This is a genomic window from Polaromonas sp. AER18D-145 (assembly GCF_002379095.1).
In the GTDB taxonomy this organism is placed as follows: Bacteria; Pseudomonadota; Gammaproteobacteria; order Burkholderiales; family Burkholderiaceae_C; genus Polaromonas.
The window spans coordinates 58,558-73,751 of the sequence record NZ_NBZV01000014.1; the positions used below are offsets into that span (position 1 = coordinate 58,558).

A 15,194-nucleotide genomic window follows, 5' to 3' on the forward strand; every position below is an offset into this window, starting at 1 on the left:
TGGCGGCCGCTGCGCGAGTTGTTGGGGCCGTTGACTTGAAAGAATCATGCAAAGCAGAAACTACCGAGTGACCCTCTGGCTGATCGCCAGTGCCTTGTTATTCCCCCTGTTTTTCCAGCTCTCCGGCGGTATCTATAACAATCCGGAGGCTGTGATCGATTCCCTAGGCGTGCTCAGTACCTTGCCTCTGCCTCTGTCTCTCCTCGCCTGCCTGTTCGGGGTTCTTGCTCTGGCCAGAAACTACAGGCAGGCCTTGCCGGCGATGCTGTTTATCGGCAGCCTGTCCGCGCTCATGGGGGTTTCCCTGCTGTTTGCGGGAAGCGATACCGCAATTGAACAGAGGAAGGTGCTGATCGGTCTGCAATTCCTGCTGCCAACCATGGGGCTGGTTCTGGGGCAATTGGTGCGTGATGATAAAAATACCATCCCGACAGCCTTCATGTGGGTGTTGTTGGCCGTGGTGCCGTTCCAGATTCTCGCGGGCTGGTGGCAAAACACGCTCACTCTGACGCACAACCTGTATCTATTCAGCATCTACCAGCACTTCCAATTTGTGCCGGTCATTTTTGTACTGGCCTTCTGTGTGGTGGTCGTGCATTTGTGGGACGAGTACAAGACGGCGCTGCGCTTCCTGACCGTGGTCATGGGGATTTATGCCATTGCCAGCGCCTCTTTTTTGGCGATCGGGCTCTACAGCGCGTTTGTGCTGGTGTTTTTCCTGCGCAAGATGTGGAAGCTCAAGACCGGGCGACTGGTTGGACTGACAGTTTTTGGCGCAGGTATTGTGGCTGCGGGTCTGGTGGTCGGGCTTTATTACGGCATAGCGCAGAAAAACACGAGCATCATTGGCGATGGGGGTCAGTACCTGGGGAAATTCCAGACATTGGCCGAGGGGAAGATGCCTGTCAATGTGGTGCATCGTCTTGGGGACTGGAAGCTTTATGGCGACTGGATCACCGAGAGCGATCGCACGATGCTGCTTGGGCACACAGAGCCGCCTCCACGTGAGGTCAAAACCAGCGCGCACAACTGGTACCTCGACTTCGTCTACAACTTCGGTCTGGCCTCGCTGGTGCCGCTGTTGGCGCTGATGGGGTTTACCGCCTGGCTGCTTCTGCGTGAACGGAGAACATTGTCGGGCCAGACCCTGTGGCTGGCGGCGCTGGTGGCCTTTATGGTGCTTATTGACAACAACTTCAAAGTCACCCTGCGGCAACCGTACCCGGGAATCTTTGCGTATTTTCTCTGGGGACTGTTGCTGACCCGTTTGCGCCTTCATTCCAGGACCGATCATGCTGGTTAGCGCTGGCGCTGCGCCATGAGTGTCTCTTCCCAAGGGCTCCGAGGCGGGATTCTGGTCAGCACGGCCGGCGTGTTTGGTTCGGCGTTTTTGTGGCTGCTCAGTTTCAAGGTGGTCGCGCTCTGGATGGGGCCTGAGGGTGTGGGCTTGTTCTCCCAGCTCCGGCAGATGGCGCAAGCCGCAACTGTAGGGGCCACCTTTGGCGGCACTAACTCCGTGGTTCAGGGCCTGTCCGAGCGCGCTGAAGAAGTGGCGCGCCGGCGGTTTCGCGCAACGGCCGTGCGTTTGGTGGGCTCGGCTGGTTTGCTGGTGGTGCTGGGGATTCTTGCCGCTGCGACGCCGCTGACACAGTTTTTTCTTTCGTCCGGCGCACCTGAACTCGTTGCCACCGTGCGCTGGCTTGCGGTCGCCGTATTGCTTAATATTGCAGGCACCTATGCCATGGCCGTCCTCAATGGCTACCGGTCCTATCCCTACCTCGCGTTGGCACAGACAGCCGGTCCGGCAGCGCTGGTGCTCCTGCTGACAGCCGCGTGGTGGTGGCATTGGCAGTCCGATCCGGCGCTGCTGGCGGTTTCATTTGTAGTTTGTTTCGGTGTGAGCTGTCTAGCGGGCTGGGTGGGACTGTCGCGCATCCCCCGCCCCGAGGTGAGCGTTAAAGCGGGCCGGCTGGACCCGGGCGAGCGTAGTATTTTCCTGCGGTTTGCGCTGTCCAACCTGGTTGCGGCCCTGTCCACCACGCTGGCCCTGCTGCTGATCCGCTCCTGGGTGATCGAGGCGCAAGGCCTGGCCTTTGCCGGCTTGTTCGATGCCGGCTGGACGTTGACCTTCAACTACACCACGCTGTTTCTCACTGCCTGCAGCGCCATCTACCTGCCCTTGTTAACGCGGGCTACGACGCATGAGAGCCAAAGGGCCTGCATGCTCAAGACCGCTTACCTGGTCCTGGCCGGCAGTGTGATGGTTTGCTACAGCATGGTTCTGCTGAAGACGCCGCTCATCCATTTGCTGTACAGTCCCGAGTTTCAGCCTTCGGGGCAGGTGCTGGTGGTGCTGGTCGTGGCGGTGATCCTGAGAAGCATCTCATGGGTTTACGGCTCCATGATTCTTGCCACGCGCAATTCTCGGGTCCTGCTGCTTTCAGACTTGGCGCTCAATCTCGGGCTGCTCGCGGCTGTCAAATTTGCCCTTACCCACTATGCGTCCTTGCCGGCGCTGGCATGGGCCTTTGTCCTGCCCAATTTCCTGTATCTGGTGTTTGTGGTCGAGTATGCGGGCCACAAAAATCACCTGATGCTGCGCAGGCAGATCTGGCCCCTGTTGCTGACGGCGGTACTTCCCCTGGTAGTGCTGGCACTGGCGGCTCCGGCGCTTGTGCGTGATTGGACCGCATTGCATTGGATCTGTTTCGCCGCGGGGCCGGTCGTTGCTGCGGCTTGCCTGTTGTCTTACAAGAAAGTTGTGCTGTGAAAAACCTGCGGTCAGATATTGAGCGTTTTTTGCAGTTCATGGGACATGCGGGACCGGTGTCGACGTTCAAGCTGGTCAAGACCTGTTTCAATCCGCGCATGCTGCCGGTGGTGCTGATCCGCATGGCGGAGTTTTTCTTTGAACGGCGACTGGGCGTCGTGGCCAAGCTCTTCAGCATGACCAACGTGGCTGTTTTCGGCATTGAGTCGTCTCCCCAGGTCAGAATAGGCGGGGGCCTGTTTTTGCCGCATACCGTGGGCACCGTTCTGGGTGCCGAAAGGATTGGTGACAATGTCACCATCTTGCAGGGCGTGACCTTGGGCACGGCGGAGCCGGACAATGGCTTCACCGTGTCCCTGCGTCCTGTTATTGGCAACAACGTGGTGATCGGAGCGGGGGCCAAGGTGATAGGCCGTGTGACCATCGGCGATCATGCCAAGGTCGGTGCCAATGCGGTGGTTCTGCAGGATGTCCCGCCGTACGCAATTGCCGTCGGCGTGCCGGCCCGAATCATTCTCCCCACCCAAGCAGACAAGCTCTAGGAAAAAAATTGCCCCAACTTTCGTTAAGCGCCTCACTGGTGCTGTACAAACCGGACCTGGCAACGCTGGAGCGCACGCTGCTGGCCCTGCAGGAAGCTGGCCGCGTGGCCAGGGGTGCATACATGCTGCGGCTGGAGTTGACCCTGGTCGACAACTCCTGCGATCCTGCATTGCACGCGCGCCTGGGCGGCTGGCTGGAGGCACGCCGGACAGCCATGCCGGACTGGACGGTGCGCCTCTTGCTGTCACCCGGCAACGTCGGGTACGGACGTGGCAACAACCTCGTTATCGAACGGATCAAGTCGGATTACCACTTGGTGGTAAACCCGGATCTTTTCGTGGCGCCCGATGCGCTGCGCGAAGCATTGCGTTTCCTGGAGGAAAATCCCGAAACCGGGTTGCTGACACCTGCCGTGTTTGGTGAAGACGGTGAGCGGCATTACCTGTGCAAGCGCCATCCGACCTTGCTCATCATGTTTTTGCGCAGCTTTGCTCCGAAATGGCTGCAGTCCTGGTTCAAGCCCACGCTGGCCGAGTTCGAAATGCTCGACTGCGACTATGACCGGCCGATCTTCGATGTGGAATACCCCACGGGATCCTGCATGTTTTTCCGGACCAGCTTGTTGCAGCGTATCAAGGGCTTCGACCCCGACTATTTTTTGCATTACGAGGATGCAGATATTGGCCGTAGGGCGCTTCAGGTCGCGCGTGTCATCTATGTCCCAGCGGTCAGGGTCGTGCACCAGTGGGCGCGTGACACGCACCGTTCCTGGGCCTCCAGATTGGTGACTATTCGCTCCGGCCTGCTTTACTGGCGTAAGTGGGGCGGTGTGTTCAGCAGCACGCCGGATGATGTCAAGTTTTCTGGCGTCGAGGCACCGTCTTACGGGACCGCTGCTGATGTGCCGCCAGCCGCCGCCATCGCGGGTACTGGCAGGAGGGTGCTCGTGACGGGCGCCAACGGGTTTATCGGAAAAGCGGTTTGTGCTGACTTGCCCTCCAGAGGCTATCGAGTGCTGGGTGTGGTGCGTCACAACGTGCGGATGAATCTGCAAGATGGGTCGGAATGCCTCTCCATGGACGAAATTGATGCACACACCGATTGGACGGGTGTGCTGGAGGGGGTCGACAGTGTTGTGCATCTTGCCGCGCGTGTGCACCTGATGCGGGAAACCGCTGCCGATCCGCTGGCCGAGTTTCGTCGTACAAATGTGGCGCTGACCCTGAATCTTGCGCGCCAGGCGGCGGCTGCGGGCGTGCGGCGCTTTGTTTTTATCAGCTCCATCAAGGTCAACGGTGAAGTCACCCCTGTCGGTCAGCCTTTCAATGCCGAGGACCAACCGCATCCAAGCGACCCGTACGGCATTTCCAAATACGAGGCCGAGCTGGGATTGCTGGAACTCGCAGCCGAGACTGGGATGGATGTTGTGATTATCCGGCCTGTGCTGGTTTACGGGCCGGGCGTCAAAGCCAACTTTCATTCCATGATCAACTGGTTGCTCAAGGGTGTCCCCCTGCCGCTGGGGGCTTTGCCTAATCGCCGTAGTTTTCTGGCGCTGGGGAATCTTGTCGATCTGATTGCCACCTGTGTGCAGCACCCGGCAGCCGGCAACCAGATCTTTTTGGCCAGCGATGGCGAGGATCTGTCGATCTCCGGGCTGCTTCGCCGCACCGCTGCCGCGCTTGGAAAGTCGGCCCGGCTCATCCCGGTGCCGGTCATGGTGCTCAGGGCCGGCGCCCGGCTGGTGGGTCAGGAAGCGGTGATGCAGCGCTTGTCTGATTCGCTGCAGGTGGACATCACCAAAACTCGGCGCGTCCTCGGCTGGACGCCTCCGGTCCGTGTGGACGATGCGTTGAGGGAAACGGCGCAACACTTCCGGTGGGACAAGGGCTGATGGGCGCGCTCGACCCGGCTGTGTTGCTGACGGGACGGACCAGCACCATCGGACCGCTGGTGACGCCCCTGTTGCTGGCGCAGGGCATGCCAGTCCACGCCTTGGGGCGCAAACCGCCGACCGAGGGAGATCGTCGCCCGGGCCTGCACTGGTTGCCGCTCGACCTGGCGGATCCGCTCCGGGCCATGCCTGGGGTTTCCGCCGCCACCCTCATCCACACCGCCAGTCTGTGGCTGCTGCCCGGCTGGCTAGAAAAATTCCATGCCCGTGGCGTGCGGCGCGTGATTGCCTTCAGCTCGACCAGCCGCTTCACCAAGCAGGCGTCGGCCAGCCCCTACGAGTTGGAAGTGGTCAACAAGCTGATCGCCGCCGAAGACCATGTGGCTGCGGAGTGTGAGCGCCTGGGCATTGCGTGGACAATTTTCCGGCCTACTCTGATCTACGGCGGCGCTGGCAGTGACCGGAATGTGGCCGACATTGCGCGGCTGATCCGGAAGTTCGGTGTCTTCCCGGTGTTTGGTTCGGCCAGCGGACGCCGCCAACCAGTCAACGCTGCCGACCTGGCCCAGGCCTGTCTGCAAAGCCTGACTGCGCCGGCGAGCTACAACAAGGCCTACAACCTGAGCGGCGGCGAAACGCTCGCATATGTTGACATGGTGCGGCGCATCTTTGAAACCCTGGGGCGGCAACCCAGGTTCATCCGCATCCCGCTGTCCGCCTTCAAGCTGGCGGTGAAGCTGGCTCGCCTGCACCCGCGCTTTGCGCACCTGACGCCAGACATGGCCCTGCGCATGCAGGCCGACCTGGTGTTCGACCACAGCGACGCCACGCGCGACTTCGGCTACAGCCCGGGCCGGTTTGACCCCTCCTACCTGACCGCCTTGCCCTGAGGCCATGCAACCGCGCCGTCTGTTGCACAATGGCCGGTTATTCCCCACTTCCAGACTTTGGCCATGACCGATACCTCCCACCCCGACCCCGACCTCTCCCACGTAGGCCCGCGCGACAAGGCTGAAATCCTGGCGCAGGCGCTGCCTTACATCCGCAAGTTCCACGGCAAGACGCTGGTCATCAAGTACGGCGGCAATGCCATGACGGACCCGGCCTTGCAGGCGGACTTTGCCGAGGATGTGGTGCTGCTCAAGCTGGTCGGCATGAACCCGGTGGTGGTGCATGGTGGCGGGCCGCAGATTGAGACTGCGCTCAATCGCCTGGGTAAAAAAGGCGAATTTGTGCAGGGTATGCGGGTCACCGACGAGGAAACCATGGAAGTGGTCGAGTGGGTGCTGGCGGGCCAGGTGCAGCAGGACATCGTGGGGCTGATCAACCAGGCCGGCGGCAAGGCGGTGGGACTGACCGGGCGCGACGGTGGCCTGATCCGGGCGCAGAAACTCAAGATGGTCGACAAGGACGACCCCGCCAGGGAGCACGACATCGGCTTTGTCGGCGATATCCTCAGTATCGACCCCAGCGTCGTCAAGGCCCTGCAGGATGACGCCTTCATTCCGGTCATCAGCCCGATCGGCTTTGGCGAGCATAACGAAAGCTACAACATCAATGCCGATGTGGTGGCGGGCAAGCTGGCCATCGTGCTGAAGGCCGAAAAGCTGGTGCTGCTGACAAACACCCCCGGCGTGCTGAACAAGGCCGGCGAACTGCTGACCGACCTCAGCGCCCGCGAAATCGACGAGCTGTTTGCCGACGGCACCATCTCCGGCGGCATGCTGCCCAAGATCGAGGGTGCGCTGGACGCGGCCAAAAGCGGCGTGAATTCGGTCCACATCATCGACGGCCGGGTGCCGCACGCCATGCTGCTGGAGATCCTGACCGACCAGGCCTACGGGACCATGATCAGGTCGCACTGAAAACGCACTCATGAAACTACTGCGCGTCTGTCATGCGTCGTTGCGCGGTGCTCGCAATCCTCATGTGCGTGAGCACATTCCGGTTGCTGTGCTCCGTGCGCCTAGCCTGACAGCCGCTCGCTACGCTTCCTGAACGCGTTTTTTCACCCGTTGGTTGATATAAACAATATTGTTTATAATTTAATTGGTGAACAGCAAAGAATTCAAGCGCTGGCTGACCCAACAGGGCGCGACTTTCCAAGCCGGAAAAGGATCACACTTGAAGGTGTACCTGAACGGAAAGCAGTCTGTTCTGCCGATGCACAACACCGACCTGAAAACCGGCACGCTGGAAGGCATCAAGAAACAACTCGGATTGAAATAAGGAGCGCATCATGTTTATGTACCCTGTCACCCTGACCCCTGACGAGGAAGATGGCGGTTACGTTGTGACCTTTGCCGATATTCCGGAAGCCATTACCCAGGGCGAGACCTTGCAGCAAGCCTTGGCTGCCGCGAAGGATGCGCTGGAGTCTGCCCTTGATTTCTACTTTGAGGACAAACGCGCTGTGCCTGCACCATCCAGGCCCAAGCGCGGTCAGCACGTCATCGAGCTTCCGGCCAGTTTGTCGGCCAAGGTGCTGTTGCTCAATGAGATGGTCACGCAGGATGTGCGACCAGCCGAGCTTGCACGACGCCTCAACACCACGCCGCAGGAGGTAAACCGGCTGACCAACGTGCGGCACACCACCCGTATTGACGGCATTGCCGCTGCATTGCAAGCATTGGGAAAGCATCTGGACATGCGGGTGGTTTGATTGTTGACCGGGTCGTCTTCTGCCGCGTTCTGAACCATGCGACTCCTCCTGGTTGAAGACGACGTGATGCTGGCCAGCGGCATCAAGCTGGGGCTGTCAGATGCCGGTTACGCGGTGGACTGGGTCGGCAGCGCCGAGCGTGCCGAAGAGGTGCTGCAGGGCGAGAGTTTTGATGCCGCCATCATCGACATCGGTCTGCCCAACATTGACGGCCTGGAACTCACGCGCCGGCTGCGCGGCCGGGGGCTGGCCATGCCGGTGCTGATCCTCACGGCGCGCGACGCCCTGGAGGACCGGGTGCAGGGCCTGGACTTGGGGGCGGACGACTACATGGTCAAGCCCTTCGAGCTGCCCGAGCTGCTGGCGCGCCTGCGTGCGCTGCTGCGCCGTTCGCAGGCAGCCACCAGCGCCATTTTGAGTTTTGGTGCGCTGGAGCTTGACTCGGCGAACCGCCAGGCCCGCGCCAACGGCCAGCTGATTGAGTTGGGACCGCGCGAGTGGACGGTGATGGAGTATTTGCTCATCCATGCGCCCAAACCTGCCAGCAAGGAAAAACTGCTCGCCGCGCTGACCGGCTGGGACAAGGAGATCACCCCCAATGCGATCGAGGTGTACGTCTCGCGCCTGCGTGGCAAGCTGGAGCCGCACGGCATCGCACTGCGGTCCATTCGCGGCTTTGGTTACCGGCTGGAGCTGGTGGGCGGCGAGTCGCTGGACGCGCCGGCTGGATAAGCTGCCTCGATGTCTCAGAACACCGGCGCAGACCCGGCCACAGCGGCTGCCGCGGAAAGAGCCGCCGCCTTGAGCGTGCCTGCGGCCATGAAGTCCGGGCTGCAGCGCCGCCTGCTGCTGCTGCTGCTGGCACCGCTCAGCCTGTTTGCCTTGGTCAGCATTTACTTCGACTACGAGGCGGCGGGCAATGCCGCCCTGCAGCAGGACCAGCAACTGCGGCGCCTGGCGCCCCTGCTGGCCGACTCGGTGCTCGCGCCCGGTCGCACGGCCGACGACAGCCCGGTGATGTTGCTGGCGCCACCGGTCGAGGAGTTCATCAAGGCGCGCACCGGGTTTGCCGGTTACCGGGTGTCGGATGCCGAGGGCCGTTTTCTGACCGGTGACGCCTGGATCAGCATGGTGGTGCCCACCACCCGCGAGCCCGAGTTTCACAGCATGGCGGAAAACGGCGTCACCTACCGGGTGGTGGTGCAACGCGTCAGAACCGCGGCGGGCGAGCTGATCCTGCAGCTGGCCGACGGCTCGGATGCACGCCAGCAATGGGTGCGCTCTGTGTTTTTCAAGGTGCTGTTGCCCAACCTGATTCTGGTGCTGGCCGCCGCCCTGGCCGTCAACTGGGCCGTCACCCGGGCCCTGCGGCCGTTGCTGGCGCTCAAGGAGGCGGTCGAGCGCCGGTCCCCGCGTGACCTCAGCGCCATTGACCCGCAGAGCACGCCGAGCGAAGTGCGGCCGCTGGTGGCTTCACTGAACGGTCTGTTTGCGCTGGTCAACGACCAGGCCGAGAGCCAGCGCCGCTTTGTCGCCGATGCCGCGCATCAGCTGCGCACCCCGCTGGCGGGGCTGCAGGCCCAGGTGGAAGCCTGGGCGCAGGCGGCCATGGCGCCCGCGGCAGGCAGGCAGCTGACCCTCTCGGCCGACAAGATCATGGCGCTGCGCAGCGCCACCCGGCGCACCTCGCAGCTGGCCAACCAGCTGCTGGCCCTGTCACGGGCCGATGCCTCCCAGATGGCGGGCCAGCCGGTGCATCGGGTGGACCTCAAGGACCTGTGCGAGTCGGTGCTGGCCCTGCACCTGGATGCGGCCGCGGCCAAAGGCATCGACCTGGGGCTGGAGGTGCGTTTCGCCCAGGTCTCCGGCCACGAGTGGCTGCTGCGCGAACTGCTCGGCAACCTGGTGGACAACGCCGTTAAATACACGGCGCCGGGCGGCACGGTCACGATACGCTGCGGCCCGCTCGGACACCAAGCTCAGGACGCTGCGGGCGAGTCGCAGGTTTTTCTCGAGGTCGAGGACGACGGGCCGGGTATCCCCGCCGCCGAGCGCGCCCGTGTACTGGAGCGGTTTTACCGGGTGCCCGGCACCGGCGGGGAGGGCAACGGCCTGGGGCTGGCGATCGCCGACGAAATCGCGCGCGCCCACCGGGCGCAGCTGACGCTGGAGGCCGCCGGCAGCCGGGAAGGTGTCGCTTGCGGCCTGCGGGTGCGGCTGGTGATGCGTTCCCCGGCCTGAGAGGCTGATCGCGCCCGAAAAACCACGCTGTTGCAGGGCCGGGCACGCGGGTTTGCCCCTGACCGGCGTGCTCCGAAAGCCCCCTCTGGCTGTGCGAGAATCCAAAGCGTCGGCCCAGTTTTTGAAACATCTCTTACAACAACGCACTGCATGCCCTATGTCCGAGTTTGAGTCTGATGTAAGTCCCGAGCTCTCCACGCCGGCTGCGCCGCGCAAGCGCCCCAAGCCGGGCGAGCGCCGCGTGCAGATCCTGCAGGCGCTGGCGACCATGCTGGAGCAGCCCGGCGCGGAACGCATCACCACCTCGGCCCTGGCGGCCCGGCTCGAGGTCAGCGAAGCGGCGCTGTACCGCCACTTTGCCAGCAAGGCACAGATGTTTGAGGGCCTGATCGAGTTCATCGAGCAGACGGTGTTCACCCTGGTCAACCAGATCGCCGAACGCGAGACCGACCCGGCGCAGCGCACCCGCCGGCTGGTCATCATGCTGCTGCAGTTTGCCGAAAAAAACCCGGGCATGACCCGCGTCATGGCCGGTGACGCCCTGGTATTCGAAAACGAGCGCCTGCAGGAGCGCATGAACCAGTTTTTCGACAAACTCGAGTCCAGCCTCAAGCAAAACCTGCGCGATGCGGCCGGGGCCGACGGCGCCGCGACACCGACCGTCCAGGCGCAGGTGCAGGCGTCGGTCATTGTGGCCTTCATGATGGGCCGCCTGCAGCGCTTTTCGCGCTCGGGCTTCAAGCGCCTGCCGACCGAGCACCTCGACGCCAGCCTGGCCGTGGTGCTGGGTTAGGCACCCTATTGATCCGGCCCTATGAAATATGAACCGTTCGCCCTGAGCTTGTCGAAGGGTTTCGACAAGCTCAACCCGAACGGAAATTAATACATCATCGGGCCGGATCAATAAATAGCTGTTGAGTGGCTGTCACCGGGCCCGGCAACACTCAACCCGGCACGTTCACGCCGACCTTGCGGCCCGCGGCCACAATCTCCTGCCAGGTCTGGGCGTCGACCGCGATGCCTTGGTCCTGCCGCTGCGCGCGGTAGGCCCGCTCCGGGTCACCGGCGATCTGCACCGCGTCAAACCCCGGCGCCACCGGTCCGGCCCGGAGCCAGTCGACAAAAGCCAGCGCTTCCTGCTCAAACGTGGCCTGGGTCCCGAGCCTGGCCGGGTCGATCAGGATGGTCAACATGCCGTTGATCACCGCGCGCACGGCCGGGTCGGTCGGCTTGTGCCAGGTACCGCTGCCGGTCAGCGCGCCGCCCAGCAGTTCGCAGGCGACGGCCATGCCGTAACCCTTGTGTTCGCCAAAGGCCAGCAGCGCGCCGAACAGGCCATTGCTCTGCGGCACCACGACCACGCCGGGGTCGGTGGTGGGCCGGCCGTGTTCGTCGATCAGCGTGCCGGGCTCCACGCGCCGGCCTTCGTTGTGGGCGACGCGCATCTTGCCCTGCGCCACGCGGCTGGTGGCAAAGTCCAAAACGAAAGGTGCACGTCCCGCCAGCGGAACGCCAATGCAGCAAGGGTTGGTGCCGTAGCGGCCGTCAGCGCCGCCAAAAGGTGCGACCACGGGCCGGGAGAGCACATTGACGAAGTGCAGCGACACCAGCCCCTGGGCCACGGCCATTTCGGCAAAGCGCCCGATACGCCCCAGGTGGTGCGCGTTGGCCAGCGTCATGATGCAGCTGCCGTGGGTTTGGGCGCGTTCCATGCCCAGCGCCATGGCCTGCTGGCCGACAATCTGGCCGTAGCCGCGCTGGCCGTCCAGCGTGAGCAGCGACCCGGTGTCGAGCACCACTTTCACGCCGGTGTTGGGGTGGAGGCCGCCCTCGAGCACCGCGTCCACATAACGCGGCAGCATGCCCACGCCGTGCGAGTCATGGCCGCTCAGGTTGGCCAGCACCAGGTTGGCCGCCACGGCAGAGGCTTCTTCGGCAGCGCTGCCGGCTGCTATTAAAACAGTAGCTACCTGCGCTTGCAGGGATTGGGCTGGGAGTGTTTTTTGCATGATGTTCCAGCTTTGTGGATGTTGTTCCCTCTCCCTCAGGGAGAGGGTCAGGGTGAAGGTGGCCCAGTGCGCAGTGCCCTCACCCCAGCCCTCTCCCGGAAGGAGAGGGAGTGAAGAATGGGCTACATGACCGCGCCGACTTGCCAGGGCACGAATTCGTTTTGCCCGTAGCCGTGTTGTTCGCTTTTGCTCTGCGCGCCCGAGGCGGTGGCCAGCACCATGTCGAAAATCCGCTGGCCCATCTCCTGGACCGACACACCGCCGTCGATGATCTCGCCGCAGTTGATGTCCATGTCCTCTTCCTGGCGTTGCCACAGTGCCGAGTTGGTGGCGAGTTTGAGCGAGGGCGAGGGCGCGCAGCCATAGGCCGAGCCGCGTCCGGTGGTGAAGCAGATCAGGTTGGCGCCGCCGGCCACCTGGCCGGTGGCGCTGACCGGGTCGTAGCCCGGCGTGTCCATGTAGACAAAGCCGTGCGCGCCCACCGGTTCGGCGTATTCGTACACCGCTTCGAGGTTGCTGGTGCCGCCCTTGGCCACGGCGCCCAGCGACTTTTCGAGAATCGTGGTCAGGCCGCCGGCCTTGTTGCCGGGCGAGGGGTTGTTGTTCATCTCGCCTTCATTGATCTCGGTGTAGTGCTCCCACCATTTGATGCGGGCGATCAGCTTTTCGGCAATCTCGGGGCGCACCGCGCGGCGTGTCAGCAGGTGCTCGGCGCCGTAAATTTCGGGGGTTTCGCTGAGGATGGCGGTACCGCCATGCGCCACCAGCAAGTCCACCGCCGCACCCAGCGCCGGATTCGCGCTGATGCCCGAATAACCGTCGGAGCCGCCGCACTGCAGGCCGATGGTGATGTGGGCCGCGCTGCAGGGTTCGCGCTTCACGGCATTGGCGCGCGGCAGCATCTCTTTGATCAGGGCAATCCCCTTGTCCACCGTCTTGCGCGTGCCGCCGGTGTCCTGGATGTTGAAGACGCGGAAGTTGTCGCCTTCGCGCAGCGCGCTGTGCGCCAGCCAGGCGTTGATCTGGTTGGCCTCGCAGCCCAGGCCGACTACCAGCACGCCGGCAAAGTTGGCATGGGTGGCGTAGCCTGCCAGCGTGCGCTCGAGGATCTGCATGCCCATGCCCTCGGTGTCCATGCCGCAGCCGGTGCCGTGCGTCAGCGCGACCACGCCGTCCACGTTGGGAAAGTCCTTCAGCGCGGCCGGGTTGTTTTGCCGCGAAAAATGGTCGGCGATGGCACGCGCGGCGGTCGCCGAGCAGTTGACGCTGGACAGGATGCCGATGTAGTTGCGCGTCGCCACGCGGCCGTCGGCCCGCTTGATGCCCATGAAGGTGGCCTCGCGCCGCGGGACGGCGGGTTTCACGTCGGCACCAATCGCATAGTCGCGCGCAAAGTCGCCCTTGTCGGGCCCCATGTCGAGGTTGTGCGTGTGTACATGCTCACCGGGCGTAATTGCCTTGCTGGCAAAACCGATGATCTGGTTGTAGCGCCGCACCGCCTCGCCGGCGGCCAGTGCGCGCGTGGCGACCTTGTGGCCGGGCGGGATCAGGCCCTTGACGGTGATGTTTTCGACCTGGGTGCCGCCCACGAGCTGGGCGCGGGCAATCAGGACGTCGTCGGCGGGATGAAGGCGGATAAAAGGGGTCATGGTGGGTTCGGGTCGAAGGGAATTTCAGTAAACCATTTTTGGCAGCCAGAGCACCAGTTTCGGAAAATAGGTGATGATGGCCAGCGAGCCGAGCAGGGGCACGAGCCAGGGCAGGATGGCGATGGTGGTGCGCTCGACCGAAAGCTTGGCCACCCGTGCCAGAACAAACAGCACCATGCCCATCGGCGGATGCAGCAGGCCTATCATCAGGTTGAGCACCATCACCAGGCCGAAGTGAACCAGGTCAATGCCCAGTTGCTGGCAGATCGGCACAAGAATGGGGACCAGGATGGTGATGGCGGCGGTGGGTTCGAGAAAGCAGCCGACAAACAGCATCAACATGTTGGCCAGCAGCAGGAACACCCAGGGTTCCTTGGTGAAACCGAGCACCCATTCGGAAATCGCCGCGGTGATGCCGGTGGCGGTGAGCATCCAGCCGAAGATGCTGGCGGCCGCCACGATGAACAGCACGGTGGCGGTGGTTTCCACCGTGTCCAGGCAGACCTTGACGAACATTTTCCAGTTCAGTGTGCGGTACCAGGCCAGGCCCAGCACCATGGCCCAGAGGCAGGCGGCAATGGCGCCTTCGGTGGGCGTGAAGATGCCGGTGGTCATGCCGCCTATCAGCAGCACCGGCGTCATGATGGGCAGGACGGCCTGGAAGTTGAAAAACTTGTCGGCGGCAAACAGCACGATCAGGCCGGCAAACACGGTGATCTGCGGCGGGAAGCCCGCCTTGGTGATCAGCAGCCAGAGCGCCAGCGGCCAGCCGGCCACCACCAGGGTTTCGACCAGCGCCTTGATCACGCGGGGCCACTCGAACTTGATGTCGGCGCCCCAGCCGTTTTTGTGGGCGAAGTAGGCCACGGTCAGCATCATCAGCACGGCCATCAGGATGCCCGGCAGGATGCCGGCCAGAAACAGCGCCCCGACACTGACGTTGGCCATCATCCCGTAAATCACGAAGGGCAGGCTGGGCGGAATGATGGGCCCGAGCGTGGCCGACGCTGCCGTCACGCCGACGGCAAACTCCTTGCTGTAGCCGTGGTCGGTCATGGCCTTGATCTCGATGGTGCCCAGGCCCGCGGCGTCGGCAATTGCGGTGCCGCTCATGCCGGCGAACACCACCGAACCCACCACATTCACATGGCCCAGGCCGCCCTTGAGCCAGCCGACCAGCGCCAGCGCATAGTTGTAGATGCGGTTGGTGATGCCGGCATTGTTCATCAGGTTGCCGGCCAGGATGAAAAACGGAACCGCCAGCAGCGGAAAGCTGTCGATGCCGCTGACCATGCGGTGGATCACCACGAAAGCCGGCAGGGTGCCCGTCCACCAGATGTAAAGCAGGGCCGAACCCGCCATCGCGATGGCCACCGGAATGCCGCCACTCATGAGCAGCAGGAAAATGATTTTGAGCATGGTATGT

14 protein-coding genes are annotated in these 15,194 nt (G+C 63.1%); 11 read left to right on the forward strand and 3 right to left on the reverse strand.

The features are described from left to right. Positions 1–46: 46 nt before the first annotated feature. The 11 genes from B7G52_RS09430 (at position 47) to slmA (ending at position 10,903) form a co-directional block, all read left to right on the forward strand. Positions 47–1,303 carry a hypothetical protein gene (locus tag B7G52_RS09430; RefSeq protein ID WP_096697352.1) on the forward strand — a complete coding sequence of 419 codons (1,257 nt, stop codon included), beginning with the start codon at positions 47–49 and terminating at the stop codon, positions 1,301–1,303. Between the two features lie 15 nt (positions 1,304–1,318). After that, positions 1,319–2,770: a hypothetical protein gene (locus tag B7G52_RS09435; protein ID WP_141397422.1), complete on the forward strand. Its 1,452-nt coding sequence runs from the start codon at positions 1,319–1,321 to the stop codon at positions 2,768–2,770. Continuing rightward, on the forward strand, positions 2,767–3,312 hold the full coding sequence (epsC, locus tag B7G52_RS24375) for a serine O-acetyltransferase EpsC (protein WP_305790838.1): 546 nt from the start codon (positions 2,767–2,769) through the stop codon (positions 3,310–3,312). The genes B7G52_RS09435 and epsC overlap by 4 nt, the downstream gene beginning before the upstream one ends. 8 nt (positions 3,313–3,320) lie before the next feature. Next, positions 3,321–5,207, forward strand: coding sequence for an NAD-dependent epimerase/dehydratase family protein (locus tag B7G52_RS24425; RefSeq protein WP_096697354.1), 1,887 nt, complete (start codon positions 3,321–3,323; stop codon positions 5,205–5,207). Beyond that, positions 5,207–6,097 (forward strand): NAD(P)-dependent oxidoreductase, encoded by an 891-nt coding sequence (locus B7G52_RS09450; RefSeq protein ID WP_096697355.1) that lies wholly within the window; start codon positions 5,207–5,209, stop codon positions 6,095–6,097. The genes B7G52_RS24425 and B7G52_RS09450 overlap by 1 nt, the downstream gene beginning before the upstream one ends. A 63-nt stretch (positions 6,098–6,160) precedes the next feature. After that, positions 6,161–7,072, forward strand: coding sequence for an acetylglutamate kinase (gene argB / locus B7G52_RS09455; protein WP_096697356.1), 912 nt, complete (start codon positions 6,161–6,163; stop codon positions 7,070–7,072). 187 nt (positions 7,073–7,259) lie between these two features. Beyond that, positions 7,260–7,436 carry a type II toxin-antitoxin system HicA family toxin gene (locus B7G52_RS09460; RefSeq protein ID WP_096697386.1) on the forward strand — a complete coding sequence of 59 codons (177 nt, stop codon included), beginning with the start codon at positions 7,260–7,262 and terminating at the stop codon, positions 7,434–7,436. A 10-nt stretch (positions 7,437–7,446) separates the two neighbouring features. Further along, entirely contained in the window at positions 7,447–7,869 is a 423-nt protein-coding gene (locus tag B7G52_RS09465; RefSeq protein ID WP_096697357.1) for a type II toxin-antitoxin system HicB family antitoxin, read from the forward strand. A 36-nt stretch (positions 7,870–7,905) separates the two neighbouring features. Then, positions 7,906–8,601 (forward strand): response regulator transcription factor, encoded by a 696-nt coding sequence (locus tag B7G52_RS09470; RefSeq protein WP_096697358.1) that lies wholly within the window; start codon positions 7,906–7,908, stop codon positions 8,599–8,601. Positions 8,602–8,688: 87 nt separating this feature from the next. After that, positions 8,689–10,110: a sensor histidine kinase gene (locus tag B7G52_RS09475; protein ID WP_096697359.1), complete on the forward strand. Its 1,422-nt coding sequence runs from the start codon at positions 8,689–8,691 to the stop codon at positions 10,108–10,110. A gap of 157 nt (positions 10,111–10,267) precedes the next feature. After that, a complete protein-coding gene (gene slmA, locus B7G52_RS09480; RefSeq protein WP_096697360.1) occupies positions 10,268–10,903 on the forward strand; it encodes a nucleoid occlusion factor SlmA in 636 nt (211 codons plus the stop codon). A gap of 151 nt (positions 10,904–11,054) precedes the next feature. Here the strand turns inward: slmA and B7G52_RS09485 are convergent, their stop codons facing one another. From B7G52_RS09485 to B7G52_RS09495, 3 genes are all read right to left on the reverse strand, one after another. After that, a complete protein-coding gene (locus tag B7G52_RS09485) occupies positions 11,055–12,119 on the reverse strand; it encodes a malate/lactate/ureidoglycolate dehydrogenase (protein ID WP_096697361.1) in 1,065 nt (354 codons plus the stop codon). Positions 12,120–12,241: 122 nt separating this feature from the next. Further along, on the reverse strand, positions 12,242–13,768 hold the full coding sequence (locus tag B7G52_RS09490) for a UxaA family hydrolase (RefSeq protein ID WP_096697362.1): 1,527 nt from the start codon (positions 13,766–13,768) through the stop codon (positions 12,242–12,244). Between the two features lie 24 nt (positions 13,769–13,792). Next, positions 13,793–15,187 (reverse strand): TRAP transporter large permease, encoded by a 1,395-nt coding sequence (locus B7G52_RS09495; protein WP_096697363.1) that lies wholly within the window; start codon positions 15,185–15,187, stop codon positions 13,793–13,795. Between the last annotated feature and the right edge of the window lie 7 nt (positions 15,188–15,194).